Source organism: Chitinophaga varians (assembly GCF_014529945.1).
GTDB lineage: Bacteria > Bacteroidota > Bacteroidia > Chitinophagales > Chitinophagaceae > Chitinophaga > Chitinophaga varians.
The window spans coordinates 369,170-394,922 of sequence record NZ_JACVFB010000001.1; the positions used below are offsets into that span (position 1 = coordinate 369,170).

Sequence of the window (25,753 nt, forward strand, 5' to 3'; positions counted from 1 at the left end):
TAAAAGCAGGGAATTTTATGGAAGCAATGGAGAGCCGCCGCTGGTGGGCATTGGCAGTGTTATGTATGGGGGCGTTTTTGTCGCCTTTGGATTTTTTTATTGTCAACGTGGCATTACCGGCTATCAAGAGTAGCCTGAATGCTTCAGAAGGGGCTTTGCAACTGGTTATTGCGGGATATGGCGCAGCGTATGCAGTGTTGGTGGTAACAGGCGGGCGGCTGGGAGATATTTATGGCCGGAAGCGTATTTTCCTGCTGGGCATGGCGATGTTTACGCTGACCTCGGGCATTTGTGCGATGGCGGGGGATATCAGGGTGCTCATTGCTGCGCGTGTTGTGCAGGGATTATCGGCGGCGTTGCTGGCGCCGCAGGTATTGTCTACTATCCGGTTGATTTTTCCGGCAAAGGAACAGCCGCTGGCCATGGGTATTTTCGGATCTGTGTTCGGGCTAGCGGCCATCGGTGGGCAATTGCTGGGCGGCGTGCTGATTGAAGCGGGCATCTTCGGCTGGACATGGCAAAGTGTGTTTATGATTAATATACCCGTAGGCGTGATCACGGGTATTGCGGGGATGTACATACTAAAAGAGAACCGTCCGCCGGTGCGGCAGCGATTGGATATCCCGGGGATGTTGCTGATTACGCTGGCGCTGGGATTGTTTATCTATCCTGTGATCATGGGAAGGGAAGCGCACTGGCCGGCATGGATCTTCGGTTGTTTGCTGGCATCGGTGGCAGCGGGCGTGTGTTTTGTGTATACGGAGCGCTATCTGTTACAGCAGGGGCGCGCGCCATTGATACACCTGCCGCTGTTCCGTGACCGCCATTTTGTGAACGGTCTGGCGATCATCTACCTGTACAATCATACGGCAGCGTTTTTTCTGGTGTATCCTTATTATCTGCAGCATGCGTTGCACCGCGATGTGTTGTCCGCCGGTTTGGCAGTGCTGCCTTATGCTGCCGGTTTTTTCGCCGGACCGTTGATCAGTCCTTTGCTGGCCAAACGCATGGGCGTGTATATTGTCAGCTTGGGCCAGGGGTTGCTGGCACTCGGTTTTGTACTGGTAGTGGCAGGTTTGTGGCATTCGCCGGAGCCTGATGGCATGGTGCAGGCCGGATTGTTTTTCGCCGGTATTGGTCACGGGATGGTGATGCCTTCCATGATGCGTATTATTCTGGCAGAGATAGGGATAGCTGTGGCCGGACAGGCAGCGGGCATCGTCAGTACGGCCATCCAGGTGGGAGGCGTAATGGGCGTGGCGCTGTTGGGAACTTTATTCTTTGCCTTGCTGGACGCATATTCTGCTCCGGTAGCGGTGGGCATCACGCTGGGCGTACTAGCCACCTTACAGGTGGCAGGACTGGTGTTGGTCATTGCCCTGAAATCATCTTCAAAAAATCAAAAAATCATATATGGACAATCTTAGTAAAGCAAAGGAGGAAGTCATTCGGTTCTGTGAACAAATAGAGGGCTGGTTCCGGGGAGACGAACGTGTAACCGACAGCGGTATATTAGCCAATTTCAGTCCTGATTTCAGGATGATTTCGCCCGATGGGAGCCGGCGAAACCTGGATGATCTGCGGGAATGGCTACCGCAGGTGTTTGGCCGGTTCCCCCAAAAACAGGTGACCCTGAAAGATCTGCAGGGTTATGCCACCGACTATCATGTGCTGTTGACCTACACGGAAATTCAGGACCACGGGGAAGGAGCGCATGTCCGTTTCTCCAGTGCGGTGTTTGTTCGTGAAGGAGACCGTATGTTATGGTTAGATTTGTGGGAGCGCTCATAAGTTCCGGACGGTTGAACTGCCCGTTGCTGGCCAAACAGAGGAGGGCTTGTAGTGCATCACCCTAAAATCGGCTTCAAAAAAGATCATATATGGACAATCTTAGCAAAGCAAAGGAAGAAGTAATCCGGTTTCATGAGCAGATAGCGGCCTGGTTCCGGGGAGATGAACCGGTAGCAGCAGGTGGCATTAAAGGACTGCTGGCCAATTTTAGTCCGGACTTCCGGATCGTGTCGCCTGAAGGCAACCGGAGCAGCCTGGAAGAACTGGCAGCCATGATACGGGAGTTATTGGGCAAACTTCCGGACATGCGTATAGCCGTGAAGGATATACAGGGCTATGCTACGGACTACCATGTACTGTTAACCTACACCGAAGTGCAGGCCGACAGTGGAGGTGAAAATAGCCGTTATTCCAGCGCTGTATTTATCCGTGACGGGGACCGTATGTTATGGCTGGACCTGTGGGAGCGTTTTTAAATTCTGAATGACCTTGTCCAGAAAAAGAATGGTGTGGGCATAATCCTCCGGATCGGTGCCTTCCAGCATCTTTTCCCGGATGTGCTTTTGCTGTTCTTCTATCTCCGCGAAAATATCTACGCCGGCAGCGGTAAAACGGCACGTATCATCATATACGGAAATCCAGTCTCTGTCCCGGAGGGAAGTGACGATGGCCTGGAATGTCTCTGGTGTGATGAACCGGGCTACCTGTGGGTAATAGTCTTTCGTATATATTTCTCCGTTATCCGCAATGTTTTTCAGTAGTTGCCAGTGAAAACGGGTCAGGCCAAAACGCTCGAAAGCATTGCTGAAGGTAGCAGTAATGAGGCTGTCTGCTTCTTTCAGGTACCAGCCGATAGGTTTAGTGTGTTCCATGTTTATGCTTTACTGGTGGTAGTTATTTCAATCATGATGTTGTCGTAGTGAAAATAGAAGCCGTAAGTTTTCCTGATGGGACGCGGGGACGCTGTGAGCGGAATGCCGCCGTCATGCAGCTGTTGCCAGGTTTGGTGTACCGCCGATTGGTCGGGCAGATAGAAGCCGATATGGAAAGCATCCGGGTAAGTGTGTTGGCCACTTTCATTGAAGCGGTTGTGCATCAGTACCAGTATAAAACCATCGGGACCGTTCAATACAGCGAGGGCGTCGTTGGGCTTTATATCGGCGGCTTTGAATCCGAGGTATGTCTGGAAGAAATGACTGGCATCGGCAATATCATTCACGGTCAGATTTAGATGATTGAGTGTCATTGTCTTAATGTTTTAAAAAGAATGAGCGTTCGTTTTCTGTATGCAAATATAAAACGAATGATCATTCTTTTTAAAATTATTTTACCGTAACGGGGAGTCCATTGAACTGGCCGTACTGTTGGATCGCCTTTTTTAAGGCGGGCTGGTGTGTTTTTTTCAGCGGTTGGATGGGTATGAGTTCCAGGGAGATATCTTTTTTATTGACTGTCCGTTTCCAGGTGCCGGTGATTTGACCATCTGCCACGATGACCGGGCCCAGGCTGGCCATCGGCGCGAGGTTGCCGTTGATGTACAATTGTTGGATGTCTCTTTTCTTATAGGCAACGGTGAATTCATCGAAGGCTGGCAACAGAAACACAGAGGGCTTCTCCCTGGTCAGATTCATGGGTGGCGCCCAGTAGGTTTTGCCATCCGCTTCCGTGGCAACGAGTTGTTCTTTTACCGCCTCCAGTCCGCTTTTGGCTTCGGTGACGGTTAACCCCGACCACCAGGCGAAATCCTGTAATGTTGCGGGTCCATGGCTATGAAAGTAGCGCTGTGCGAGGGTGGCGATAGATTCCGCCTTGGAGAGCGCGGCGGCCGCGGGAACGTGTTCTTCCAGCAGTACGTAGGAGAACTGCTTGCCGTGACGTGGGCCGCTACAGATCAGGCCATCCAGCTCTGCATGCACAAGCAGGGAGCCCAACCGGTATTCATCGGTGACGATGCCAGCTTGCTGCAATGCGGGACCTATCTGCAGTCGTGTCAGCTGCTGACGGTTGCGGAGCATTTTCTCCATTACCTTCTGGCTTTTGGTAATGACGGCCTTCGTGATGCCCCAACGGTTGTCATTATAGGTACACAGTGCCTTAACGCGGGGAGCTGATAGTTTCAGCATCCAGCGCAGGTCTGCCGGCGCCACAAAATGCCAGGTAGGGCGAAGCACATGGGTGCGGATGATTTCCCAGTTGCCCATCGCATCATCGAGCAGGGTGTCGGTAGCGGCCGTGAGTCGTTGTCCGATGGCCCATTTAGCGGCAGCATAGTCCTGTGCCTGTACGGCGCCCATCCAGGCCACCAGCTCACCGGCACGGCTGTGCTGCGGTGTGATCAGGCATTGTTGGTGTAATCTCTGTTGGGTAATATCAAATGTGTTCATCGTCATTAAGTTAATCGTTCTGTTGCTGATTACAAAGAAATAACCCGCAGGTGACAACCATATGTCAGTAGCCTTTGGATTTATTTTTGAGTTATACCGGACTATGTGTTTTGTATGAATCGGGCTATCGGTGTGGGCCGGCAGAGCGGTATATTTGCTGTATTTAACGATACAAACATGCAGCAAATCAGGATCAACAAAGCTACCGCTGATGACCTTAACATCATTCAGCTTATCGGGAGCGTTACTTTTGCCGAAACATTTGGCCCGTATAATACCGAGGCCAACATGCAGCGATACCTTGAAGAAAGTTTTAGTGATGCGAAGCTCCTGGAAGAACTACGCCATCCTGGATCACATTTTTTTATCGCTTTTGAAGGCAGCACGCCGGTCGGTTATCTGAAGCTGAATACCGGTGCGGCACAGACAGAAGCACAGGATGATACGGCGATTGAGATAGAACGTATTTATGTGCAGCGCGATTATCACGGTAAAAAAGTAGGGCAGCTGTTGTATGAAAAAGCATTGGAGGTAGCCCGTATGCTGGGGAAATCTTTTTTGTGGCTGGGTGTTTGGGAGAACAATCCCAGAGCGATCCGGTTTTATGAGAAGAACGGATTCGCTGCTTTTGACAAACATATTTTCAGGATGGGAGAAGACGAACAAACAGATATTCTGATGAAAAAGATGTTATGAACAACTATGACGCCATCGTAGTGGGCGCCGGTCCCAACGGCATGGCTGCCGCTATTACCCTGCAACAGCGGGGCTTACAGGTATGTCTGCTTGAAGCAAAGGACACCGTAGGCGGCGGAATGCGTACCAAAGAACTGACGCTGCCCGGTTTTCATCACGATGTGTGTGCCGCTATCCATCCTATGATGGGCATATCGCCTTTCTTCCGCAGCGTGCCGTTGCAGCGATTCGGTCTGGAGCTGGTCCATCCCGCTGTGGCAGCGGCCCATCCGTTTGATGATGGCCGTGCGGCAGTGCTGCGTAGCAGTCTTGCTGACACGGCGGCAGCGCTGGGAGAGGACGCTGCCGTTTACCATGACCTGGTTGCTCCGCTGGTAGGCGACTGGGAAAATATAGCTGCCGATATCCTTGCGCCCTTCCACTTTCCGCGGCATCCTTTGAAGATGGCGCGCTTCGGGCTGAACGCGCTGCGTTCCGCAGAAGCTGTTGCGAAACGTTTCCATACCCCACAGGCCCGCGGGCTCTGGGCCGGCATGGCCGCACATTCCATGCTGCCTTTGAATCGTCCGCCCGGTGCTGCTATCGGCATGATACTCTGCGCCGCCGCACATATCGCCGGTTGGCCGCTGGTGAAAGGTGGTTCACAGAAAATAGCAGACGCCCTCGCTGCCTACTTCCAGTCACTCGGTGGGACAATCGTCACCGGCGTTACGATCAATACCATCGATCAGCTGCCGCCGGCAAAACTGGTGCTGCTGGATGTTTCTCCGCGTCAGTTGGTGGACATCGCAGGACATCGACTCAGTTCCCGCTACGTCCGGCAGTTGAGCCGTTACCGTTATGGCCCCGGTGTGTTTAAAGTAGACTGGGCGCTCGACGGCCCCGTGCCTTTCACCAACCCCGAATGCCGCCAGGCAGGGACGGTGCATCTGGGGAATACCTATGAGGAGATGGCTGCTGCCAGGTTGCCTTTTGTATTATTTGCGCAACAAAGCCTCTTCGAGGAAAGCCGCGCTCCCCAGGGATACCATACCGCCTGGGGATATTGCCACGTTCCCAACGGCAGCACCGCCGATATGACTTCCCTCATCGAAGCCCAGGTAGAACGCTTCGCTCCCGGATTTAAAAAAAGTATTCTCAGCAGACATGTCATGAACACCGCCGACATGCAACAATATAATCCCAACTACATCGGCGGTGATATCAACGGCGGCATCATCGATCTCCGTCAGCTCTATGCCCGGCCAGTACTCAGCGTTTCACCCTATCGCACCAGTGCCAGGGGTATCTATATCTGTTCCGCGTCCACACCACCCGGCGGAGGTGTACACGGCATGTGCGGGTACCACGCCGCATTACAGGCCTTAAAAGATTTTTGATAATTTTTTTGAAGATGAAAATGTTTTTACTACCTTCGCGCTCCCGTTAAGGGAAAATGATTCCGTAGCTCAGTTGGTAGAGCAATACACTTTTAATGTATGGGCCCTGGGTTCGAGTCCCAGCGGGATCACAAAGCCATCCACAGGATGGCTTTTTTAGTGTCAAAATCACCGGACTTCTCATATCCATAAAAATTTTCACACAAAAAAGCACAAAGAAACTCAAAGTCAGAGGGTACCTATCCGGGTACCTCTCTTTTGACAGTATATTTGGTACCCTAGAGAATTCATCAACACTATTAGGCGGTTTTAGGCCATTTTAAAACCTAAAAAATTCGTGTGTATGAAAGTTAATGAACACCTATCGGTACTTTTCTTATTAGAGAAATCTAAAGCATCTTCAAACGGATCAGTACCAATTACCATTCGTCTGACCGTTGATGGTGTGCGATCTGAAATGTCTCTAGGACAAAAAATTCTTCCAAGCCATTGGGATCAACAGAGCGAAAATGTTTCTTTAGATGCTCATCCCAACAAAAAGGAAGCAGCATTACTTTATTCGATCATTTCTCAAGCCCTTAATGACCTAAAGACTCATTACTTCTTTTTATCTCAGAAGTATGAGTATGTCAGTGCCGACCTATTGAAAAAATCTTATAAAGGGCTTCTTACTATTGGAGAAAAGAAGCATGAGTCTTTTGTAAAACCGGAAAGAACTATAATGCAGGTATGTAATTATAAATACAGCAAACTTTCGGCGCTTGTAAAGACTGGAGAACGCTCTCCAAATACACTTAAAAGATGGAAAATAACTAAAAGGAAGCTCCGGCAATTCCTTCAATTTAAATTCGGTAGTTGTGATGTCCCGCTATCATTATTTAAGTTCTCCCATGCAGATGATTTTCTTCATTACTTGCTAACCAAACATCACATTGTCAAGAATACGGCAATGAAATACCTGAAGAATACAAAGGAACTTTTAAAGATTGCAGAAGGGAATGAATGGAGATCTAATAATCCCTGGTCTCCTTTCATAACAACATATAAACAGCCTAAAAGAAATTGCCTGACTATTTATCAAATCATAGCAATTTTCAAGAAAAACTTGATAGGTCGGTTGGATCATGTCAGGAATGTTTTCCTCTTTGCCTGCTTTACCGGGTATTCATTTGCAGAACTCCAGAACCTTACTCGTGATGCTGTTTTTATTGGAATTGATGGAAAAAAATGGATTAAAATAGATCGCCAGAAAACGAATAATCCGGAATGTCTACCATTGTTACCAATTCCAACGTCCGTTATTGACAGATATATCAATGACCCCTACTGCATTGAGAACAACAAGTTGTTGCCATTAAAATCGTACACCCATTACAATGGATATCTTAAAGAAATTTCTAGTATATGTAATATTGACTTTGAATTAACGACACACGTTGCACGTCATACATTTGCGACGACAGTATGTTTGGACAACGGTGTACCACTAGAAACAATCAGCAAGATGTTGGGACATACTAATATTCGGACAACACAGATATACGCTAAAATTTCAAATCGAAATCTAAGTGTCAATATGACTATGCTTGAACGAAAACTGTTCTGCCCTGAGGGGAATATAAAAGTTACCGAAATCGTTCAACTACTGCCAAAGCACTTTTCAACAGGATTGCGGGATGATACTCCTGAATCCAATTTAAAACTATTGGTGGATAAATCCTTACGTAAAGTTAATAAGGATGACAAATAAATTTCACAATAGTATAAAATTTAGTATATTGTCGACCATTTCTGGTGAAACAAGTTGTTTACATCCAGCTACTTGTTACACTATGAAAATCTGGAACCCATCGTTACGGACAACCCGAGAACCCCAAAGCTAATAGCTATACACTCTTGCATTAAAACGGACTACTCCAAACACTGGAGCAGTTCAACAATATTTTTAACGGAATTTGAATCTCTGATTCCATTTCTCCAGTAATTGTTGTTTTTCGCTAGGTATGGGCGACAGCATTCAATAACCAAATCAAAAAATGACAAAGTTTCCCTCATATGCAAAACGTCGAAAAAAGCCAAAAGATATTTTTATTACTACTCTGGGCGTTACTAATATTGATGGTTGGCACTTTCTTCTGGGTTCACAACCGCCTTGCCCTTCCATTCATTCTTGAAGTCATTTTTGAGATGATAACTGTAGGCTCGAGCATTATATTAGTCGTTCTCACTGTAGGATACTTTATTAGTAATAAACCTTAACTTGAATTTCAAAAATTCTCAATATTCGTTGACTAGGCTATTTAATTTTAGCTCTCCTGATGAGCTGTACATGCCTTATTCCCAATTTTTGGATTTGTAATATCCCATAAAATCGTATTCACAAAACAGTTATAACGATTCAGCTAGTTCTTTTGCGGAAAGAACATTGAAGGGAAAGATCAATATTTTAGTTGAACACTAGGGGCGTTTAGAATATCGTATTAAAAGCTGATCAAAAGAACTTGCTAATAGGCTGTCATTGAGTACTGGCGTTTTTACTAACTGTATATTGTCAAGATTTTGCAAAATGACTTCTAACGCTATCCTTGTTTCAGTCCGCAGAAGATAGGACCCTGCACAAAAATGTACCCCATGACCGAGACTCAAATGGAGAGAGGCATTCTTCCTTTGTATGTCAAATAAATGAGGTAGGTCAAAAACAGTGCTATCTTTGTTTGCCGTGCAAATCCAGGCTGTAACAATATCTCCTTTTTTCATATGCTGACCATCAATCATAGTATCTTCTTTCACCATGCGATACATGGTTGGAACTGTGGTTCTAAAACGAAGTAATTCCTCGATAAATTCTGGAATTAGACCGGGTTGTTTTGAGAGCTGTTTTTGTACCTCAGGTTTTTCTGCAAGAGTGAAAATCGCCATTTCCAAAAGACCCGAAAGTGTGCCGGAACCTCCGAGGTATAAATTCATACAAAACAACACAATTTCCTTTTCTGTTAAAAGCTCTCCTGAAATTTCTGTCCGTTGCCATTGCGAAATTAATTCCTGGGAATCTCTTTTCAACTTTACCTCCCCCATTAAAAAATCAAAAATTTCCTCCTGACATTGGAAGTAGGCAGCAATCATATCAGGGCTAGGAACAGAAGCTATTTGGTTGACCCACTTGGCAACTTGGGAAAAATTGGTACTTCGAATACCTAATAGCTGTGAAATTATATCAGCTGGCATAGAGGCTGCAAACGCACTTACAAAATCAGTTTCATAATCATCAAATTTATTTACAAGTTTCGTTGCTGTCGTGTATATAGCAGGTTCCATGGCTTTTACCAAACTAGGGGTAAAGGTTTTTCCCATGAAGGCTCTTAGCCTAGCATGTTCTGGGGGGTCTAGCTGATTGAGATTGTCTGAAAGTGGGTTGTTCTCAGTTCTCGGGGTATACTTATTACTAAAAACTTCGTGAGAAGTGAGGACTTTTTTTACATCCTCGTAACTATAGACATGCCAGGAACCTCTATGGCCGAAGTAAGTTGTAAATGTAGGATCAAAATAGACACCCTGATTTAACTTTTCATCAATCCATTGATCGGGATACAGTGACAGCATAATTGCGTAAATTAATATTATTATATATAATGTATGATATATAATTCAAAAAAAAGATACAGTAATTGAATATTAACATTTAATTAACAAACAACGGAAATGTATACTTGTAAATTCCCGCCGTCATCCTGGCCTTATATTGCGTGATAACATGATAAAGGAGCATGGTCTAACCGTTACCAATGCCGCGGAGCTACTGAAGGTAACCCGTCCGGCAGTGTCAAATGTTTTAAATGGCCACGCAGCTTTCTCACCAGGAATTTTGAACTTGCGAAGGTATTGAAGACAAAACCTACAATATTGTTTAGCTTGGCATTAAACGATTTTCCTGTACACAAAATGTGAGATACCTGCGGTTCTCTGAATAGGAAAGGTATAGTGAAAGAAATATTCAGGTATACTATCTGGAATCATATTCCCAAAAGCTAATAGTTTGTTCCTACAAGGGTATTCGCTTTCATTATTCTCCTTGGTAGGGATTGTAACTACATTTGGCTGGTTTCATTAGGGGATCTTCTAGGTAAGCCCTGCAATCGGAACAAATGTATCTATACTCACAATCCCGACAAACCTGAATTTTGTCCTTCGAAATTCTCCATAAATCCCTAAACTCAGGAATGTTAAGAACAACTTCCCGAATAGACCTTTCTGTAATCAAGCCGTATGAAAATTCCATAGAAGGGCAGTTTTTTATTTGACCGTTTTTGTCAATTGCAATTTTTCTGTTTAAGCAGGAGTTCCACTCTCTGTTTTCCGCAAAAGCTGTCATATTTGCCCTGAAATGTTCACTGTTAATTTTTCCACAATGGGTTTCATCTATAATCACCGTCTTTGTATATGTAACCTTAATGTGGGAAGAAATTTCATAGAACTTTTCAAATCCAGCAGAATGGAAGGTGATAGTCGAAATACATGGAAAGAGGTCTGCAAATTCTTTGATTTGACTAATTTTACAACCCTGGTAGTATTTTAAGATCAAATCTAAATTAATATCCTTCAAATGTATTCTGGCGTTTATTAGTCGGTAACTAAGGTCTGAAAGTACCAAAGTATCAAAAGATCTAATTTGGAGGTATTGACAGCCCATATTGACTAGATCATCTATCACATTTTCAAGGTTGAATTGAATTGAAGTTCCTAAGTCGATTACTGCATTCGAAATGAGCGAAGGACAATCCCATCTTTCAAAATCCAATTTTGGAAACATTTTTGGAGTATGGGTAAAAAAAAGAAAACGGTTTTCCTCCAAAGAAAAAAAGTACTTTTCCAGTAGTAGGTATGTCTCCAGGTCATTCGCGCTTCGATACTGACTTAAGGAATATTCTCCTAATGTATCAACTATGTCATATAGTTCATTTGGTAAATGAATATAACATTGATTTTGCAAGTCACAGATGATACTTTTATTTGCGCCCTTTACAGGTATACATGAAGAATAAAGTAGTGGATATAGGCTTTCATTCATACTATAATATCTTTGATATTGGTTTGTAAAATTTTTTTTTATAGTTTGACTTGGTAATCTCCAATATTGCGTGAATAGTTAAATATTTATTTGGAGGTACCTCCCGTAACTTCTGAATTGTAGGTGGTAGGGTCTTTGGTAGAAAAATGTTCTTTTCAGGTTTCATTGAGTAATATTTTTGCAATCCTTTTTTCCAGATTATAATTACAATTAAAGGACAACCAGTCAAACTGTCCTGAAGGATTTACTTCTAAGAAAACGTATTTTCCCTCTTTTGAGTAGATTAAATCTATAGAGCCAAAATTTAAAGACAGTTTGTTCATAAATTCTCTGATCTTCACTTGGATACTTTGAGGCAACTCTATCGGGGTAAGCCTATTGGGTTCATCGATGTCATAGTTCCTGTAGTCTATCTTTGTCCTTTCGTTTCCTTGTGAAAAAATTGCCATCGCGTATAGATCACCTTTTAGGAATAGTACTCGTATTTCGTATAGTTTATCTATATACTCCTGCACAAGTACGGGGAAAAATTGTTGAGGAAGATCTTTGATATCAGACTTGGTTAAAACATTCGTGCCTCCCCCAGAATATATCTTCATTCCCAGTGAAAATATCGGAACGTTTGATACTGGCTTTGTAGCTAAAAGCTCATAGTCGTCGGAAAAATTCAAAAGAGAGAGTCGGTCTGACGTTATAAACGTTTCTGGAATTGTTAGTCCAATGGAAGATGCAATATGCAGGTTGATCAATTTATTGCAGTGTCGTTCGTGTTCAAAGCTTCCAAGTAAAAAAATGCCTGGTTCAAGTTGACTTATTGACAGTAAGAAGCTTGTTATTTTTTCCCACTCTGTTGAAAGAAAAGTATTGATTTGTTTTTCAAGCTTATGAATTGTGTCGTATGGAAATGGTACGCTTGATATAAATCCTCTTCTATACCATACTGATCTAATATTGTCAAAATTTATCACATCATTATTGCATTTTAAAAGAATCTTTTTTCTATTCACGGAGACGCGAATAGTCTCAATAAATACCTTTTCATGTGGTGTTATAATTTTTACATTGATAGATGAAAGATGATTTAAATAATCAAACACCTTCCTGGTTGATATGTCTGAATATTCACTAATGATAAGTATAGTGTTACGATGCGACATTTGCAGATAATTTATAGACCTCGGAAGGTTTTACCCTACCGAGGTCGTAGATGTGGAGTGATTTTATGCCCAGCCACAAGGTCCCTCCGTTACTGGCTTATTGTCGTGAGCCACATTGCAGCCCCCAAACTCATCCACATAGATTACTGTATCTGTGCCACAGCCATTTGGACCATCAAAGAATGTACCCATGCCAGGATAACAATCTGCCGTACCACCGCCAACAACGTTTTTAAGTTGGTTTCTGGAGAGCAGAGATTCAACATCTAAAAGTGTAGACTTTAATTCTAACTTAACCATAAATCTGGATTTTGTGTTTTGTGAAAAAATACTAATTCAACTCTTTGTCTTTTAAAACTAGGATACTGATCGATGTCTAATCGATGATGTAATGTAAGTCGGAGATAGTATATTGCTCAGGTAGCTGATGCCCGTTGAAAATATATGTGGGAACCTTTTTAATCCCAACTTCAAATGCCCAGTTTTTCATTTTTTCTATTGCTATTAAATTGTTACCATTAGGTCTCTTTCTTTGTTCCATTCCGTTATTAGAATTACTTTTAAGATTGATGTTGTCTGGAGGTGAATGGATTTGAAAAATAGTAGATAGTCCTTCGATTCCTTCTAAAAGAAGTTGATTAATAATTCTTGTATCACTTTCTTCGTAGTGCTTTCCCGGCAGTAAAATAAAGTGTATTCTAATTTCCTTGTTCCTCAAAATGGAAATTACATTTGGCGCACTCATTTTGCAATGATCGCAACTGGGGCTGATTACAACAACCAAGGTGTTTTTTGCATGATCGGAACCGGCCTGCATCCCGACGCTGTTAGGGGGATGGCTAATTTTCCTTTGTTGTTTCAATATAGTATTAAATAGATCCGTATTGTATTTAAGTGATAGTAGCTCTTTCCTAATGGATTTATTTTCCATCTTAAGGTTCAAAGCGAATGAATAAATCTGAGCAAGTATAAATGAAATGACTAGTAAAGAAAGGAAAATATAGATTAGATCAGGTGGTGTTTTGAAAGAATAATCCCAAACTACTAGCATAGTTGTTACATTAATTGCCAGCATAGAATGGATAAATAAACACATGCTGCACCAAGATTTGATTATTTTCCATTGTATAAACACAAGAAATAGCACTAAAGGCACTGGTAGTATCGCACATGTGGCAAGGAGCGAATCTGGTGACATTCTTAACACTCCTGCTATAAACCGGATAGCGAGAATACTAAAGAAGTATGAAAAGCCGATTGTTGAAATGCTAACGCCGCCCAATTTTGAATATCGACTACTTAACACCTTTTGACAGTTAAACTTAGAAGATAAATAACAGTATTTTGCGCTACTTAATGATGATTTTTCATCTTGCATTAGCAATATCGTAGCGCCTGTTGCTAGCAGCATTACGTAAGAGTTGATAATAGATAAGGCGATGGAGATTTGAAAGTGATGAGGGTTTAGATATTCTAATAATATCGGATAGAAAGTAATGAAGGTTAATAGCAATAATTTCTTTTTTGTCAGGGAACGCTCTATTTTAGTATTTAGATTGTAATTTGATTCTTGATAGGATACTCCGGGATGAAAACTGATTTTTAGAACAACCGGAATCCAAATGGAAATAAAATCTAATACACTATAGTCAGTCCATTTCTCTGACTTATTCTCAAAAATAGTAACAACGCCAGACTCTATACCTCTTACGATTGTGAATTCAATTTTATTCGTTGTAGAATCAACTACCTGAGTTATAAATGGCGTTTCATAACTAGTAAGATTTTGGATGATTCCTTTAATTGCTATAGTCTTTAATCCATAACTGTTAATTACATCTGAAATGGTTTGAAGGCTAGGGTATTCATAATGCCCTGATATGCATTTGTGAAGACCCATCGATGAATGCCTCACATTCAGTATTTTGAATAGTTCACTAATAATCGTGAAAAGGTCATCTTTTCGTTCAAGTGAAAATGTTAAAAACCTCATATTAAGAAAGGTTGCTGGTTCATGATATCTATTGAAATAACGATTGTCTAATTTTCAGCAAATATATTTAGGCTTTCAAATAGCCTGGAAATTATACTCCTGTTATTTGTAAGGATTTCTGCTGTGCCATCAAGCTGAGGTTGAGTTGGTAAAGTTAAGCCTGTTGATGTCACAAGTTGCGCTGAGTTAAGACTGATATTCATTGAGTAGAGGCTATCCATTGCCAATCCACTTATTAGTGATACCCTCCCTTGAATTACACCAAACTCCTGATATGGGTACGATTTTAGTTTAATGATTACTTTCTGACCTGTTTTGATCTTCCCGGATTTATTTATTCCTACTTCTGCACGTACTTGATACCTTTCGTGGTTTGGGACAATCATCATAATACCCTTTCCTGCTTCCACTACCTGATTTTCTTTCCAGTACCGAAAGAATGAGACCTGACCTTGAGCAGAGGTTTTTATGACAAAATGATCTTCCCATTGCTCAAACATACCAATGAACTTTCTACAAGCAACTTTTACTTCACGCCATAATCTACTTTCCTCGTTTACATTTTGCTCCCGCAACTCAATCATTTTTCTACTAAGTTCTGATTGTTGTAGATCTGTCTGAGTTATTGAATTTAGATTACTCTCCGAGGTAAGCTTCTGATCTAGGAGCTTTTTCTGAGTTTCCTGTAGTTCAACTAATGAAATTACTCTTTCCGACTTTAGTTGCGAGTCTAGTAAATACCTTTGCCTATTAATTTCCAACTGTTCGCTAATTATTTTTTGCTTCCTAGTTAGTTGTTCTCCTAATGTATTATATTGAGTTTGCTGTTGGCTAAGTAGTTTATGCTTCTGTTCAAATTGACTATGCTGTGTAAAAAAGATATACCTGTCAAGTGCCTCTTGCAACTCAACGTAACTTGATTGTAGTTCTCCAAGATTCAATAGCACCGTTGCAACTGGTTTTACTTGACCAAGATTCGCCGTTGTATCTATTTCTTTCGCTAGAGACAAGGCGATGTAAGCCTCACTTAGGTTTACTGAATTTTCTAGCACGCAAAGGACTTCTCCACTTTTTACGTTTTCTCCGTTGTGTACCATTAGCCTCTGTATTGGTAGGCTATATCTTGCAACAATCTTTACTGGGGGGTTACTATATACGATGGATACGTTAGCAGTGATGGCGTCTGGATAACTAATGACAAAGCTTGCGACAATGAGAGATAATATCAATGTTGACAATACAATAAGACCTTTAGATGCGATCCATGAAGGGACTTCCCCAATTACTTCATCAAGCTCTTCGCTGTTTTTATCTATCCCCACTTCATCATATATTACCGTAGTGGTTGAATCTTTGACCGGTTTATAATTTTCGTGTGGCTGTATCATTAATCTATTTTTATTGCAGGTTCATTTCAATCTGATTTTGAATCAGATTAAAGTAATGTGTTTGACGTGCTATCAGTTCGGTATGTGTGCCTACTTCTACAACCTTTCCTTTTTCAAGGACAATGATCTGGTCTGCATTTTTTATTGTGCTTAGCCTATGCGCAATAACTAAAACTGTTCTACCTTGAAAAAATTCTTGAAGATTTTCATTGATAACCTTTTCATTTCTGGAGTCTAAAGCACTCGTTGCTTCGTCAAAAAATAGAAAATTCGGATTTTTGTAAACTGCACGTGCGATTTGAATTCGTTGTCGCTGCCCCGCACTAAGGGAAATTCCCGAGTTTCCTATTTTAGTTTGATAGCCATTGGGGAATTCTTCAACGAAGTCGGCGACATTTGAGATTGCAGCAGCCCGGTGCATTTTGCTAATGCTGATATTTTCCTCACTAATGGATATGTTTTTTGCAATGGTTCCTGAAAAAATATGCCCTTCTTGCATAACGCTTCCTGATACACTCCGCCACCATTTTGCTGATATTTTTTTCAGTGAAGTACCTCCAATGGTAATCCCTCCAGCCGACGGATTATAGAATTTTAATAATAATTTTAAAAGCGTGGTTTTGCCACTGCCGCTTGCGCCAACAACGGCAGTTATTTTTCCAAACGGAATAGTAAATGACACGTCATTAAGTACTTCCGGTGAATTTGGGCCGTTGTATCTAAATGATACATTATGTAGAATAATATCAGCGTTTCGATCTAAATCTGGGATTCTTGGCGAATCTATTGATTGGTCTTCATTTTGTTTATTGTGGATTTCACCTAGCCTATCGAGGCTTAGCTTGGCGTCCTGATAACTCTGAATGAACCCTAGTAATTGGTCTAAGGGTCCATTCATTTGACCAATTATAAAACTAATCGATATCATTACACCTATTGTCATTCGGCCTTCAATTACGCCGGTCGCAGCTAGGTATGTAATTAAAATGTTTTTGCATTGATGAAGAAATGCAGAACCTGACTGTTGGTACTGTCCTAATTTTAAAGTGGCGTTGTTTAATTTGTAGATATGAGCTTGAACCCTTTCCCATTCCCATCTTTTACTAGTTTCGCAGTTGTTTAATTTGATTTCTTGCATACCAGTAATTAGCTCAAATAACACGTTTTCGTTATCGCTAAGCCTTCTGAATTTTTGATAATCAATTTCCTTTCTTCTTTTAAGATGCAAAACTATCCAGGATACAGCAGCGAAGCTAAATACTGAAAAAATTAAAAAAATGTACAGATTGTAAACCGCCAATACAATACCAAAGACTACCAGGTTAATTAGCGAAAACAATGTACTTATTGTTGATCCAGTAAGGAACGACTGAATTCTACTATGATCGCCGATACGTTGATGTAAATCGCCAATTAGTTTGGAGTCAAAGAAACCGATTGGAAGTTTCATTAACTTTATTAGAAAGTCAGTTAGAATGTTTATGTTGATTCTACTGTTTAGATGGAGAAGTATCCAACCTCTTATCAGGTCAATAGAGGTATTGCCAAGGAAGATGACAAATTGTGATAACAGGATTAAAATTACATAACCACTATTTTGATGGTTGATACCTGCATCTACTAAGCTTTGTGTTAAAAATGGTGTAACTAATGAAAGTACACTTGCTAAGAACACGCTCAAAAATAAGTGCAGGATATATTTTTTATATCTTTTAATATACCCAAATAGAAATCGGAAGCCATCAAATGTGTGCTCTTCATCTTCGTTCTTGAAGAAAGCCTCCGTAGGCTCTAGTATCAACACAATACCTTTGGTTTGATTAGCTTTCCAGTTTTCAAGAAATGTATTTATAGAAATATTCACCATGCCTTTCGCCGGGTCAGCAATAAGAATTTTTTTCTTTTTTTTTCTGAACTTTTGACGAGGTAATACAACAAAGTGTTGATTGTTCCAATGAAGGATGCATGGAAGTGTCACTTTCTCTTTTATGTCCTCAAAAGATACTTTTGCACCAAATGTTCTAAAGCCGATTTTCTCAGCAGCGTCGCTTAACCCTAGGAGAGTTGATCCGCCCTTTGTAACAAAGCTCAAATCCTTTAATTTATCTGTAGAATAATGCTTGCCATAGTACTTGGCTATCATTCTCAGGCATGTTGGACCACAGTCCATTTTGTCAAATTGTCTTAACAGAGGAAAACTCATAGGCTCCTTTAGCGATTTTGGTTCTGATATACGGAGAAAAGTTGTATCCACAGCGACATCAATCTTGATATTCCTGCGGTTAGGGAGTTAAGGCAAATAAATATTAAGCAGTAATGAAGTAGAGGGAAGTACTGGTTTGTAAGGTGAATAAATTTCCCGTTTAATTAGTTACCTTTACACAAGATATTCCAATTTTTTTGAAGCAACAATTTAATATTTTTTTATGTGTGGTATTGTAACTATGAATTGTAGCTTGCAACGCCTATACAGTATTTGGTGCGGATTCATATCAAGCATCTTTTTTAATTTGAATACTTGAAATTATCAAGTTAATAGTGTTTCTCAAAAAGTTCTCCTTTCCTTTTATTCATTATAAAATTGAAATTATGCGTAAGTCTACATCTGTCTTTGCCTTGTTTTTCATTTTCGCAGTTAAGGGTATGGCTCAAATTCGAATTGGTGATATATCATCCCGCGGTAGCGACGTGATTGGCAATGGACGGATGGTTACGATTCAGACTTCGGGGAGTAGTACTATTCGCATTGTCGATGGGTTCGTCGATACCTCTCGGTTGACAACCGGATTTACGGAAGTTAAAAGAATACATAACAAAGAGTTTAATGCTATAATGAATTTTTCGGATTCTGATAGAATTGTAGAAATATTTAACACCCCGAACACGCCTTTTGAAGATTTTATTTATCAGCATTTTAGTGACGATTTTTTATTTAAGAAAGTTGATGGAGTTTCATTCTATTCCAAGCGGCCTTTATTGATGAATGGAAAGCTGCTCGACTCAAAACAGATAAAGTGCATTTTTTTTACTGATTTTATGCGAAGTAGGATTAGAAAAATAGATTATTTGTCTGAACAGAGTCTCGATAGAGATATGAGAACGCAAGCTCCTTTTGGTGTGATTAAAGTTGAAGTGGATCTTGACTAGTTTTTTGGGAGTTACTGCTTTAAAAAGCTGCTATGTATAATCAGTTTATGGTTTAGTCATTTTGCGTAGGGCTCACGAAAATGAGCTGGAGATGAGTGATCTAATAGAAGGAGGAGAAGCGATTAAGCCAGGGCAATTTCAAACGGCACTAAAAACTTCATAACCATTACTTATTTAAACGTGTTTTTGAAAGCATTTAGAGGGAAAAGGTTCTTCCCATGAAGGCTCTTAGTCTAGCATGTTGTGTGTAGGGCAGCTGATGAGATTGTCTGAAGGTGGGTTATTTTTAGTTCTCGGGTATACTTATTACTAAAAGCTTTGTGAGTAGTGAGGACTTTTTTACAGCCTCCTAACTATAGAAATGCTAGGAACCTCTATGAGAGCATAATTGAGCAAATTGATATTATTATATATATAATATGATACATAGTTCAAAATGAAGATACGGTATGTTTGTATTAACATTTAATTAACATTTAACGGAAATGTATACTCGTAAATTGATAATGATTTTTTTGAAATTAGCGGCCTTATATAAATACCAGAGCTAAAAGTTAAAAATAAGCATTTAACCCATCCTTATTTAATTGCAGACTATGAACCTCAAGACCATTTCCAAAAAAATTTTTGTTTTGAGCGGTAAAATATTTGATTTAGGCGTAGAAGGTGAGCCGATTAGTTTTCACAGGACTATGACACGAACCATCAACATTATGTCTATTATCAATATTGGAGTTGGCTTGGTCGCAAATCTTTCTATTTATCTCCTAACAGACATTAGAACTGTTCTGATACCATCACTTGGCGAAGACCTACTGTTTATCCTTGTGCTATATCTAAACAAGCGCCGCTTATACGATCCTGCAGCGTTTATTATGTTTATAACTCACTGCTTTTCAATTCTATACTTTGGCGCAAAGTTTGGCGAGAACTCACATGCTGTCACACTAACAATATATCTGATAATTGCCGGATACCTGGTATTCAAGTCTAATGCCTTTAGGGTAACAGGAATGGCAATTTCAATAGCTACCTTCGTCGTGCTACAATTAAATTATCAGTTTCATTATATTCCAACCTGGCAACTATCAGATTCGGAAATTACTTTTATCCGTTGGATGATCTATGCTTCGGTCATGGTGTTAAGCGGTTCGTTAATGTATTTTTTTATATTACGAAATGCACAAGAAGCACGGTTAACAGAAATGGAAATTGCGTCAAAAACTGAAAAATATTTGCAGGCAATGGAAGCAAAAAAAAGGCTTTTAGATGAAGTTACACACGAAATCGCCAATCCAGCTCATATTTTAGTAAGTACAGTAAATAAATACATTCAAAGAATTGAAAATGCCCCATATATCAATCATACAAACATCTCAAAGGATGATCTTTGGACATTAGTTACAGCTGGTCGTATAATATCCAATCAATGTTCAACTATTCTTCTGTGGGCCAGAAACGAGCGGGGAGGGGAAAAACAAATCGACAATAAAACCATGGATATATATACATGGGCCACTGACATCATTAGGCTATATCAACATGCTGCAAGTCAACGGAGGATCAGATTAATCCTTAACATTGCCAAAAATACACCAAAATATATTGTCACAGATGAATTTCGAGTTAATCACATTGTAACAAATTTGATAACGAATGCAATAAAGTTTTCCAATGAAGCAACTGACATTGATATATTCGTTCGAAATGAAGATGAAAATCTAATTATAGAAGTTAGTGATCACGGTCCTGGCATATCTGAGGAAAGACAAAGATTGCTATTTGAGCCTTACTATACAACTGGGAAAACAGCAGTTGGCATAATGAGCACTGGAGTAGGGCTCGCTCTCGCTAAAAAATATGTACATCAAATTAATGGTGCCATTACTTTGCATAGTAATGTAGGGATAGGTACTAGATTTACCGTGAAAATTCCACTAAAAACGCCATCCGAAATAGAGATTAACCGATTCGTCAATTATTCAAACTACAACTTTAACGGAGAAAAAATTTTAGTACTTGATGACGACCACCTTTGTAGGATGGCTAACCTTTCGTCATTGAAAAAACTTGGTTGCAAACCAATTGGAGCAGCAACTCCCGAAGAGGCAATTTTTATAGCGTGTAGCGAGGAACCTGTTCTAATTCTTATGGACATGGAACTAAGACCAGGTATAAACGCAATTCAAGTAATAGAAAAATTAAAGTCGGATAAGGTAACAACAAAGATCCCAATCGTATTAGTTTCTAGCTGTGATCCGGGCAAGGTTTCTGAAGCTTTTAAAGCTGGTGCTGATGCGTATTTACCCAAACCTTTTGACCTTATACAACTAAAAGAAATACTGGCATCCTTTATTCCTCTTTTTCAAAAAAGTTAAAGACAAATCAAGCTTAAATAAAATTTCTTTACTCGAATATGTCAAGGCTGGTGCTGCCTTAAGCCTCTATAGAGAAAAAATATAAAAAATAGCAAAAGTTCCTAGAATGTTATAAATTTAGTAGTTGTTTCTATTAAACTTGGATAAAAGGTTGCCTCAAATATAAGGGGCAGCCTTTTCTTATTGGTTCAGGTATGTCTTAAGCCTTTTTAATTCCTCACGGACAACAGGTGAAAAGGTCTCTGTTTGGATTTTCACCTGCGTCATTAGATACTCCACTTGTTCCCAATTTTCTGCGTTTACATATGATTTCATCTCTCTTATAGTTCCGGCGATGAATGATAGTCCTACATAATTATAGTTAGAAACGTATGTATGAAGCAAAATAGAAATTCTATCAACATCTCTCTTCAGTATCGCATTTTCTAAATCTGCCAGTTTTTTTTGTATTGAATTGATAAAGGATTCAAAAACATCGACAGCATAAATCTCTTTCAGCTCAAATGTTATATATAATGAGGAGTCTAGCCTTTTATCAAACTCAAATCTGGTCTGATTGGTCATTTCATTCATATTTGTTGGGTGTTTTTTGGGATATCAGGAAATTTTATGTAAATATGATCAGTGGTTGCCAAAGCCTCCATTGATTCAATTTTGTATTAAAAATTCAAAGAAAAAAATTTGAATTAAGGTAGGAAATTGCATTCAAAAGCGAAAATGAATAGACTGAAAAAAAATCAGTTTCCAAATAAAAGAGTAGACGTTTACATTTAATTCACAATTGCCGAATAAAATATCCCTAAATTTCTGAAAATAGCGTTAAATTAATAGTACCTACAGTTAATATATTATTATATAAATTTATATGAATTAAAAAGGGTATAACATAAATATTCATTGATGCGATAGATTTTTTATTCAGTATAGCCGAAAGTTTATAACCCTCGTAAATACCTACAAACATGAAAGCTAGAATTGATGCTCTAATGAACCCTCTTGGCTTTAAAAACAGCATTATAAAGTTAGTATCAACTATTTTGCATATAGGCACTATTGGGATAGATGATCAAGATGAAATAAAAAGAATAAAGCTTACAAATTCTATTGGTACATTAATAGCTTTAATGATATTGATAATAGCGCCCATTGGCTTTATCATTACAAAAAGTAAATTAATCGCCGTGGCTGCGAGTATCGATTTCCTAGTTACACTCTCTGTTCTGCCCTTAAATTATTACAAAAAACACCTGGCCGCGAGGTTTGTAATCTATTTTTCTCAGTGTTCAGCTCTAATTGGCTTTGGTATCGTTCTGGGTGGATTGTTACAATTGCAATGTATGGTAGTGTTTCTAATCTCAATACTCTACCAACTCTTTAAAGAAAAGATTCTTAGAATAATTTGTTTGGTTACAGCAATTGTGACATTAGTCGTAATGCAGACAATCTACTATTTAAACTCAGTACAGATACAACCACTAGAATTAGGAACTGCCTATGTAATACAATCAATGGCTCTGGCAGGTGTGTTGTTATTAATTCTCGTAATCAGCAAGCCTTATGTACATTCTAATGATTACTATTCTGAATTGAAGCGAGCAAATCAATTTATTAAAATTTTCACATACCGAATTAGTCATGAATTGAGAAATACACTTAATAAGGTTATCTTATCTTCTCATTTAATTAAGAACGAAACGCTTAAAAACGAGGATATGAAGAGTATAGTCGATCTAATTGATATAATCGAAAGTTCATCACGTGAAGCAAAAAATATAGTAAATAATGTTCTCAGCATGTCCCAAATTGAATCCGGTCAAATGGACCCTGTTATTTTATCTCATTTTCATGTGACCAAATTTTTGGAAAAGGTTTTAGATATTTACAGATTGCTTGCCAGAGGCAAAGGAATTCAGGTGCAATTAATCATCGAGGATAAAATGCCTTCAGTAATAATAGGAGATCCATTAAAAATAAGCGAAATCATTAATAACCTGGTGGGAAATGCGATAAAGTACTCACATAAATACAGCACCATATATTTAAAAGTCACCGTAAATGAAGACACATACCAGATTGATGTGACAAATAAGGGAGAAGTTATTCCGGAGGAAAAAATCACTCAGATATTTGACCCTTTCATAACTTCTAAAGTCAATAGACAAACTGAAGGAACTGGGTTGGGCCTTGCGCTTGTGAAAAGCATCGCAGAAGCGATGAATGGATGTGTGAGTGTCACAACTCCAATACCAGATCATACTACTTTTTCGGTAAAGTTGCCGTTATTAATAGGAGATGAAAGTAAAATTGAAGAAGAAAACGAAGATGATGAAATGGCGATTTTCCAGTTTCCTCATAGCATAGTAATAGCAGATGACGACGATATGAACAACACGCTTCTTTGCAGGGTATTGGAAGATCTTGGCTGTAAGGTGAGAACTGCTTCAAATGGTCAGGAGGCACTGGAGGCAATATGGAGAAAGGTACCAGATTTAATTATTCTCGACAGCAATATGCCGATTCTTAATGGTGGAGAGACATTGAAGAAATTAAAATCGGATAGCAAAACAAAGAATATACCTGTGTTGATCGCCACAGCAGATGCTTTCGCAGAAAATCAGGTTAGTTTTATAAGTGCTGGGGCTTCTGCAGTATTGTCAAAACCAATTGTGGTTAAAGACGTTGCAAAAGTATTAACACAACACCTACAGCAACACTGTGACGATCAACTTAAGAAGTAGTTTAGAATTCGAAATTGCTTGTGTTTATTACACTGCTATTGATTCGACTAACAGGGTTTCCTGAAAAACAGAGTTCCGGCGTTTGTATCTTTTAGTGTATACCTGCCACATCCAACTGGCCTGTAAGCACTTTTCAATACCTTTTAAATATTTATTAAGGGATCTTTTTTGCTGTTCATTAATCATAGGTAGGTCGCGTAATTGATTCTTAATTTTATCAATTAAACCTAGTAATTCTATTAATATCTCTTGTACAATCTTTGCCGATCTTGTAATCACTTCTGTCAAAGTAAATGTTGGATTGTTAAGGGCAACTATCATTAATAGATTTGCATCGGTTGAATTGTCAATAACTTCCTTTTCGAAAGAAAAAAGATCATTTGATAGGCATCCAAAAGCGGAAGTTAGAAAATTTACTCTATGCAGATATACATCAATACCGAAAGTAGAACACCAGGTTGTATCAATGAAGTTATTATCAGCGTACTCAATAAGCATTACAATATGATGCATGCCAGAAGTATGACAACGTAGATCAATATATTCATCTATGGATGATATGTATCCTTTTGCGTCCGAGTTTCCGTCCTTATGAGTTACATCTACATGATGACAGTATAGATTCAGAAACTTTTCAAACCAGTGAAATGGTGAAGTGTTCTTAATGAACTGTAGGAGTTCGATGTTGGCAATTTCAACTGGTGTAGCATCGTTGGGTAATCTCAAGTTATAATCAACAGTAGACATCCTTTTCATTAGTTCCCTTGCTTTAAATTGTTTTTCCGCATTTAAATGGCTAAAAAGATCTCTGCCAATTATGTCATTAAGATAATAATCTATGGCATTATTCTCAACCATGACTACTATTCTGTCAAACGCAGCATCGGGATATAGAAAAAGCTCACAGGTAATATAGTGCTTTGCCTGTTCAATCCATATACCGTACTTCTCGCAGAACTGTTGTGCAATTTTAATAATTGTTTCACTTTCAGGATGAGGGTTTAATCTTTGACAGAAGTCTTTTAAAGTAAAATCGCCGAAATTCAGAAGTTTTTCAATTGAAAAGCTAGTTTCAGCGCTGATAAGTTCGCGATACTGCATGTGGATCTGCCCCATTCTTTGGGCAGTCAGGGATACGTCTTTTTTCATAAATGTTAGTTTTTTAAGAAGTGGGAGAATAAAATTCTGTGCTATTTTTTGTGGCCTAATAAACTATGTCCAAGCCAAGAGATTTTATTTGGCAATCGATTGTTATGGCTATTGAGGATAGAGACAATTAATAAGTGCTAAGGCTTCAATCGGAATTTCCAATTATGTTTCATTTAATATCGCTGCGTTGTCTATTCCAAGATAGCTAAAAAGGACAATTATTTTTGCAAGAAAAATCGTATGCGAGGTTGAAGAGGTGATTTTAAAGTCACTTTTGATATTAGGTTATTCAACTGCTTAATAACCAAAGATGGTAGTTATCTTAAGTAAATTTCCTTTGGGTGGTAATTTTATAAAAGTATTACAATTTGATTTTCTTCTATTTACGGAAATTATTTCACTGGAGGCTCAAATATTGAGCTATTACACATATAGTCCTATGCCTTTTAGATACTAACAGCACATCCGACAGATGCTATGTTAGTACC

The 25,753-nt window shown here is 39.7% G+C and carries 21 protein-coding genes and 1 tRNA gene; 10 read left to right on the top strand and 12 right to left on the bottom strand.

Annotated features, from left to right (window positions below; translation table 11 throughout):
* The first annotated feature begins 17 nt into the window (after nt 1-17).
* From ICL55_RS01510 to ICL55_RS01520, 3 genes are all read left to right on the top strand, one after another.
* Nucleotides 18-1,427 carry an MFS transporter gene (locus ICL55_RS01510; RefSeq protein ID WP_188094276.1) on the top strand — a complete coding sequence of 470 codons (1,410 nt, stop codon included), beginning with the start codon at nt 18-20 and terminating at the stop codon, nt 1,425-1,427.
* A complete protein-coding gene (locus ICL55_RS01515; RefSeq protein WP_188094277.1) occupies nt 1,414-1,791 on the top strand; it encodes a nuclear transport factor 2 family protein in 378 nt (125 codons plus the stop codon). The genes ICL55_RS01510 and ICL55_RS01515 overlap by 14 nt, the downstream gene beginning before the upstream one ends.
* 89 nt (nt 1,792-1,880) lie before the next feature.
* Nucleotides 1,881-2,267: a nuclear transport factor 2 family protein gene (locus tag ICL55_RS01520; protein ID WP_188094278.1), complete on the top strand. Its 387-nt coding sequence runs from the start codon at nt 1,881-1,883 to the stop codon at nt 2,265-2,267.
* Here the strand turns inward: ICL55_RS01520 and ICL55_RS01525 are convergent.
* From ICL55_RS01525 to ICL55_RS01535, 3 genes are all read right to left on the bottom strand, one after another.
* Nucleotides 2,238-2,663: a MarR family winged helix-turn-helix transcriptional regulator gene (locus tag ICL55_RS01525; protein WP_188094279.1), complete on the bottom strand. Its 426-nt coding sequence runs from the start codon at nt 2,661-2,663 to the stop codon at nt 2,238-2,240. The two genes, ICL55_RS01520 and ICL55_RS01525, sit on opposite strands and share 30 nt — an antisense overlap.
* 2 nt (nt 2,664-2,665) lie before the next feature.
* The gene (locus ICL55_RS01530; RefSeq protein ID WP_188094280.1) at nt 2,666-3,037 is read right to left on the bottom strand and encodes a VOC family protein; all 372 of its coding nucleotides are present in this window, start codon (nt 3,035-3,037) and stop codon (nt 2,666-2,668) included.
* A gap of 76 nt (nt 3,038-3,113) precedes the next feature.
* Nucleotides 3,114-4,175, bottom strand: coding sequence for a winged helix DNA-binding domain-containing protein (locus ICL55_RS01535; protein ID WP_188094281.1), 1,062 nt, complete (start codon nt 4,173-4,175; stop codon nt 3,114-3,116).
* 177 nt (nt 4,176-4,352) lie between these two features.
* Between ICL55_RS01535 and ICL55_RS01540 the strand changes: the two genes are divergently transcribed.
* The 4 genes from ICL55_RS01540 to ICL55_RS01555 all read left to right on the top strand — a co-directional run bounded on the left by ICL55_RS01540 (nt 4,353) and on the right by ICL55_RS01555 (nt 8,000).
* Nucleotides 4,353-4,871 carry a GNAT family N-acetyltransferase gene (locus tag ICL55_RS01540; protein ID WP_188094282.1) on the top strand — a complete coding sequence of 173 codons (519 nt, stop codon included), beginning with the start codon at nt 4,353-4,355 and terminating at the stop codon, nt 4,869-4,871.
* Nucleotides 4,868-6,250 (top strand): phytoene desaturase family protein, encoded by a 1,383-nt coding sequence (locus ICL55_RS01545; protein WP_188094283.1) that lies wholly within the window; start codon nt 4,868-4,870, stop codon nt 6,248-6,250. The genes ICL55_RS01540 and ICL55_RS01545 overlap by 4 nt, the downstream gene beginning before the upstream one ends.
* Before the next feature lie 58 nt (nt 6,251-6,308).
* A tRNA-Lys gene (locus tag ICL55_RS01550) sits at nt 6,309-6,381 on the top strand.
* Nucleotides 6,382-6,593: 212 nt separating this feature from the next.
* The gene (locus ICL55_RS01555) at nt 6,594-8,000 is read left to right on the top strand and encodes a site-specific integrase (RefSeq protein ID WP_188094284.1); all 1,407 of its coding nucleotides are present in this window, start codon (nt 6,594-6,596) and stop codon (nt 7,998-8,000) included.
* A 707-nt stretch (nt 8,001-8,707) separates the two neighbouring features.
* Here the strand turns inward: ICL55_RS01555 and ICL55_RS01560 are convergent.
* The 7 genes from ICL55_RS01560 to ICL55_RS01590 form a co-directional block, all read right to left on the bottom strand.
* Complete coding sequence (locus ICL55_RS01560; protein WP_188094285.1) at nt 8,708-9,850, bottom strand: cytochrome P450; 1,143 nt, start codon at nt 9,848-9,850, stop codon at nt 8,708-8,710.
* A 460-nt stretch (nt 9,851-10,310) separates the two neighbouring features.
* Nucleotides 10,311-11,315, bottom strand: coding sequence for a grasp-with-spasm system SPASM domain peptide maturase (gwsS, locus tag ICL55_RS01565; RefSeq protein WP_188094286.1), 1,005 nt, complete (start codon nt 11,313-11,315; stop codon nt 10,311-10,313).
* A 155-nt stretch (nt 11,316-11,470) separates the two neighbouring features.
* Nucleotides 11,471-12,472 (bottom strand): grasp-with-spasm system ATP-grasp peptide maturase, encoded by a 1,002-nt coding sequence (gene gwsG / locus ICL55_RS01570; RefSeq protein WP_188094287.1) that lies wholly within the window; start codon nt 12,470-12,472, stop codon nt 11,471-11,473.
* A 63-nt stretch (nt 12,473-12,535) separates the two neighbouring features.
* A complete protein-coding gene (locus tag ICL55_RS01575) occupies nt 12,536-12,772 on the bottom strand; it encodes a hypothetical protein (protein WP_188094288.1) in 237 nt (78 codons plus the stop codon).
* A 76-nt stretch (nt 12,773-12,848) separates the two neighbouring features.
* The gene (locus tag ICL55_RS01580; protein ID WP_188094289.1) at nt 12,849-14,465 is read right to left on the bottom strand and encodes a vitamin K epoxide reductase family protein; all 1,617 of its coding nucleotides are present in this window, start codon (nt 14,463-14,465) and stop codon (nt 12,849-12,851) included.
* A 47-nt stretch (nt 14,466-14,512) separates the two neighbouring features.
* A complete protein-coding gene (locus tag ICL55_RS01585; RefSeq protein WP_188094290.1) occupies nt 14,513-15,853 on the bottom strand; it encodes a putative HlyD family type I secretion protein in 1,341 nt (446 codons plus the stop codon).
* Nucleotides 15,854-15,863: 10 nt separating this feature from the next.
* Entirely contained in the window at nt 15,864-18,056 is a 2,193-nt protein-coding gene (locus tag ICL55_RS01590) for a peptidase domain-containing ABC transporter (protein ID WP_188094291.1), read from the bottom strand.
* 386 nt (nt 18,057-18,442) lie between these two features.
* Between ICL55_RS01590 and ICL55_RS01595 the strand changes: the two genes are divergently transcribed.
* On the top strand, nt 18,443-19,000 hold the full coding sequence (locus ICL55_RS01595) for a hypothetical protein (protein WP_188094292.1): 558 nt from the start codon (nt 18,443-18,445) through the stop codon (nt 18,998-19,000).
* A gap of 596 nt (nt 19,001-19,596) precedes the next feature.
* Complete coding sequence (locus ICL55_RS01600; RefSeq protein ID WP_188094293.1) at nt 19,597-21,378, top strand: hybrid sensor histidine kinase/response regulator; 1,782 nt, start codon at nt 19,597-19,599, stop codon at nt 21,376-21,378.
* A 180-nt stretch (nt 21,379-21,558) separates the two neighbouring features.
* On the opposite strand, the gene ICL55_RS01605 is transcribed toward ICL55_RS01600, so the two are convergent.
* Complete coding sequence (locus ICL55_RS01605) at nt 21,559-21,951, bottom strand: hypothetical protein (protein ID WP_188094294.1); 393 nt, start codon at nt 21,949-21,951, stop codon at nt 21,559-21,561.
* 389 nt (nt 21,952-22,340) lie between these two features.
* Between ICL55_RS01605 and ICL55_RS01610 the strand changes: the two genes are divergently transcribed.
* On the top strand, nt 22,341-24,116 hold the full coding sequence (locus ICL55_RS01610; RefSeq protein ID WP_188094295.1) for an ATP-binding response regulator: 1,776 nt from the start codon (nt 22,341-22,343) through the stop codon (nt 24,114-24,116).
* Nucleotides 24,117-24,143: 27 nt separating this feature from the next.
* Here the strand turns inward: ICL55_RS01610 and ICL55_RS01615 are convergent, their stop codons facing one another.
* Nucleotides 24,144-25,265, bottom strand: coding sequence for a terpene synthase family protein (locus ICL55_RS01615; RefSeq protein WP_188094296.1), 1,122 nt, complete (start codon nt 25,263-25,265; stop codon nt 24,144-24,146).
* Between the last annotated feature and the right edge of the window lie 488 nt (nt 25,266-25,753).

What these genes read in the sequence shown, in the direction of transcription:
- ICL55_RS01605 (WP_188094294.1), bottom strand. Translation starts at nt 21,951, where the DNA reads ATGAATGAAATGACCAATCAGACCAGATTTGAGTTTGATAAAAGGCTA.
- ICL55_RS01545 (WP_188094283.1), top strand. Translation starts at nt 4,868, where the DNA reads ATGAACAACTATGACGCCATCGTAGTGGGCGCCGGTCCCAACGGCATG.
- gwsS (WP_188094286.1), bottom strand. Translation starts at nt 11,315, where the DNA reads ATGAATGAAAGCCTATATCCACTACTTTATTCTTCATGTATACCTGTA.
- ICL55_RS01510 (WP_188094276.1), top strand. Translation starts at nt 18, where the DNA reads ATGGAAGCAATGGAGAGCCGCCGCTGGTGGGCATTGGCAGTGTTATGT.
- ICL55_RS01580 (WP_188094289.1), bottom strand. Translation starts at nt 14,465, where the DNA reads ATGAGGTTTTTAACATTTTCACTTGAACGAAAAGATGACCTTTTCACG.
- ICL55_RS01610 (WP_188094295.1), top strand. Translation starts at nt 22,341, where the DNA reads ATGAAAGCTAGAATTGATGCTCTAATGAACCCTCTTGGCTTTAAAAAC.
- ICL55_RS01585 (WP_188094290.1), bottom strand. Translation starts at nt 15,853, where the DNA reads ATGATACAGCCACACGAAAATTATAAACCGGTCAAAGATTCAACCACT.
- ICL55_RS01560 (WP_188094285.1), bottom strand. Translation starts at nt 9,850, where the DNA reads ATGCTGTCACTGTATCCCGATCAATGGATTGATGAAAAGTTAAATCAG.
- ICL55_RS01525 (WP_188094279.1), bottom strand. Translation starts at nt 2,663, where the DNA reads ATGGAACACACTAAACCTATCGGCTGGTACCTGAAAGAAGCAGACAGC.
- ICL55_RS01540 (WP_188094282.1), top strand. Translation starts at nt 4,353, where the DNA reads ATGCAGCAAATCAGGATCAACAAAGCTACCGCTGATGACCTTAACATC.
- ICL55_RS01535 (WP_188094281.1), bottom strand. Translation starts at nt 4,175, where the DNA reads ATGAACACATTTGATATTACCCAACAGAGATTACACCAACAATGCCTG.
- gwsG (WP_188094287.1), bottom strand. Translation starts at nt 12,472, where the DNA reads ATGTCGCATCGTAACACTATACTTATCATTAGTGAATATTCAGACATA.
- ICL55_RS01555 (WP_188094284.1), top strand. Translation starts at nt 6,594, where the DNA reads ATGAAAGTTAATGAACACCTATCGGTACTTTTCTTATTAGAGAAATCT.
- ICL55_RS01595 (WP_188094292.1), top strand. Translation starts at nt 18,443, where the DNA reads ATGCGTAAGTCTACATCTGTCTTTGCCTTGTTTTTCATTTTCGCAGTT.
- ICL55_RS01600 (WP_188094293.1), top strand. Translation starts at nt 19,597, where the DNA reads ATGAACCTCAAGACCATTTCCAAAAAAATTTTTGTTTTGAGCGGTAAA.
- ICL55_RS01520 (WP_188094278.1), top strand. Translation starts at nt 1,881, where the DNA reads ATGGACAATCTTAGCAAAGCAAAGGAAGAAGTAATCCGGTTTCATGAG.
- ICL55_RS01530 (WP_188094280.1), bottom strand. Translation starts at nt 3,037, where the DNA reads ATGACACTCAATCATCTAAATCTGACCGTGAATGATATTGCCGATGCC.
- ICL55_RS01590 (WP_188094291.1), bottom strand. Translation starts at nt 18,056, where the DNA reads ATGAGTTTTCCTCTGTTAAGACAATTTGACAAAATGGACTGTGGTCCA.
- ICL55_RS01515 (WP_188094277.1), top strand. Translation starts at nt 1,414, where the DNA reads ATGGACAATCTTAGTAAAGCAAAGGAGGAAGTCATTCGGTTCTGTGAA.
- ICL55_RS01615 (WP_188094296.1), bottom strand. Translation starts at nt 25,265, where the DNA reads ATGAAAAAAGACGTATCCCTGACTGCCCAAAGAATGGGGCAGATCCAC.
- ICL55_RS01575 (WP_188094288.1), bottom strand. Translation starts at nt 12,772, where the DNA reads ATGGTTAAGTTAGAATTAAAGTCTACACTTTTAGATGTTGAATCTCTG.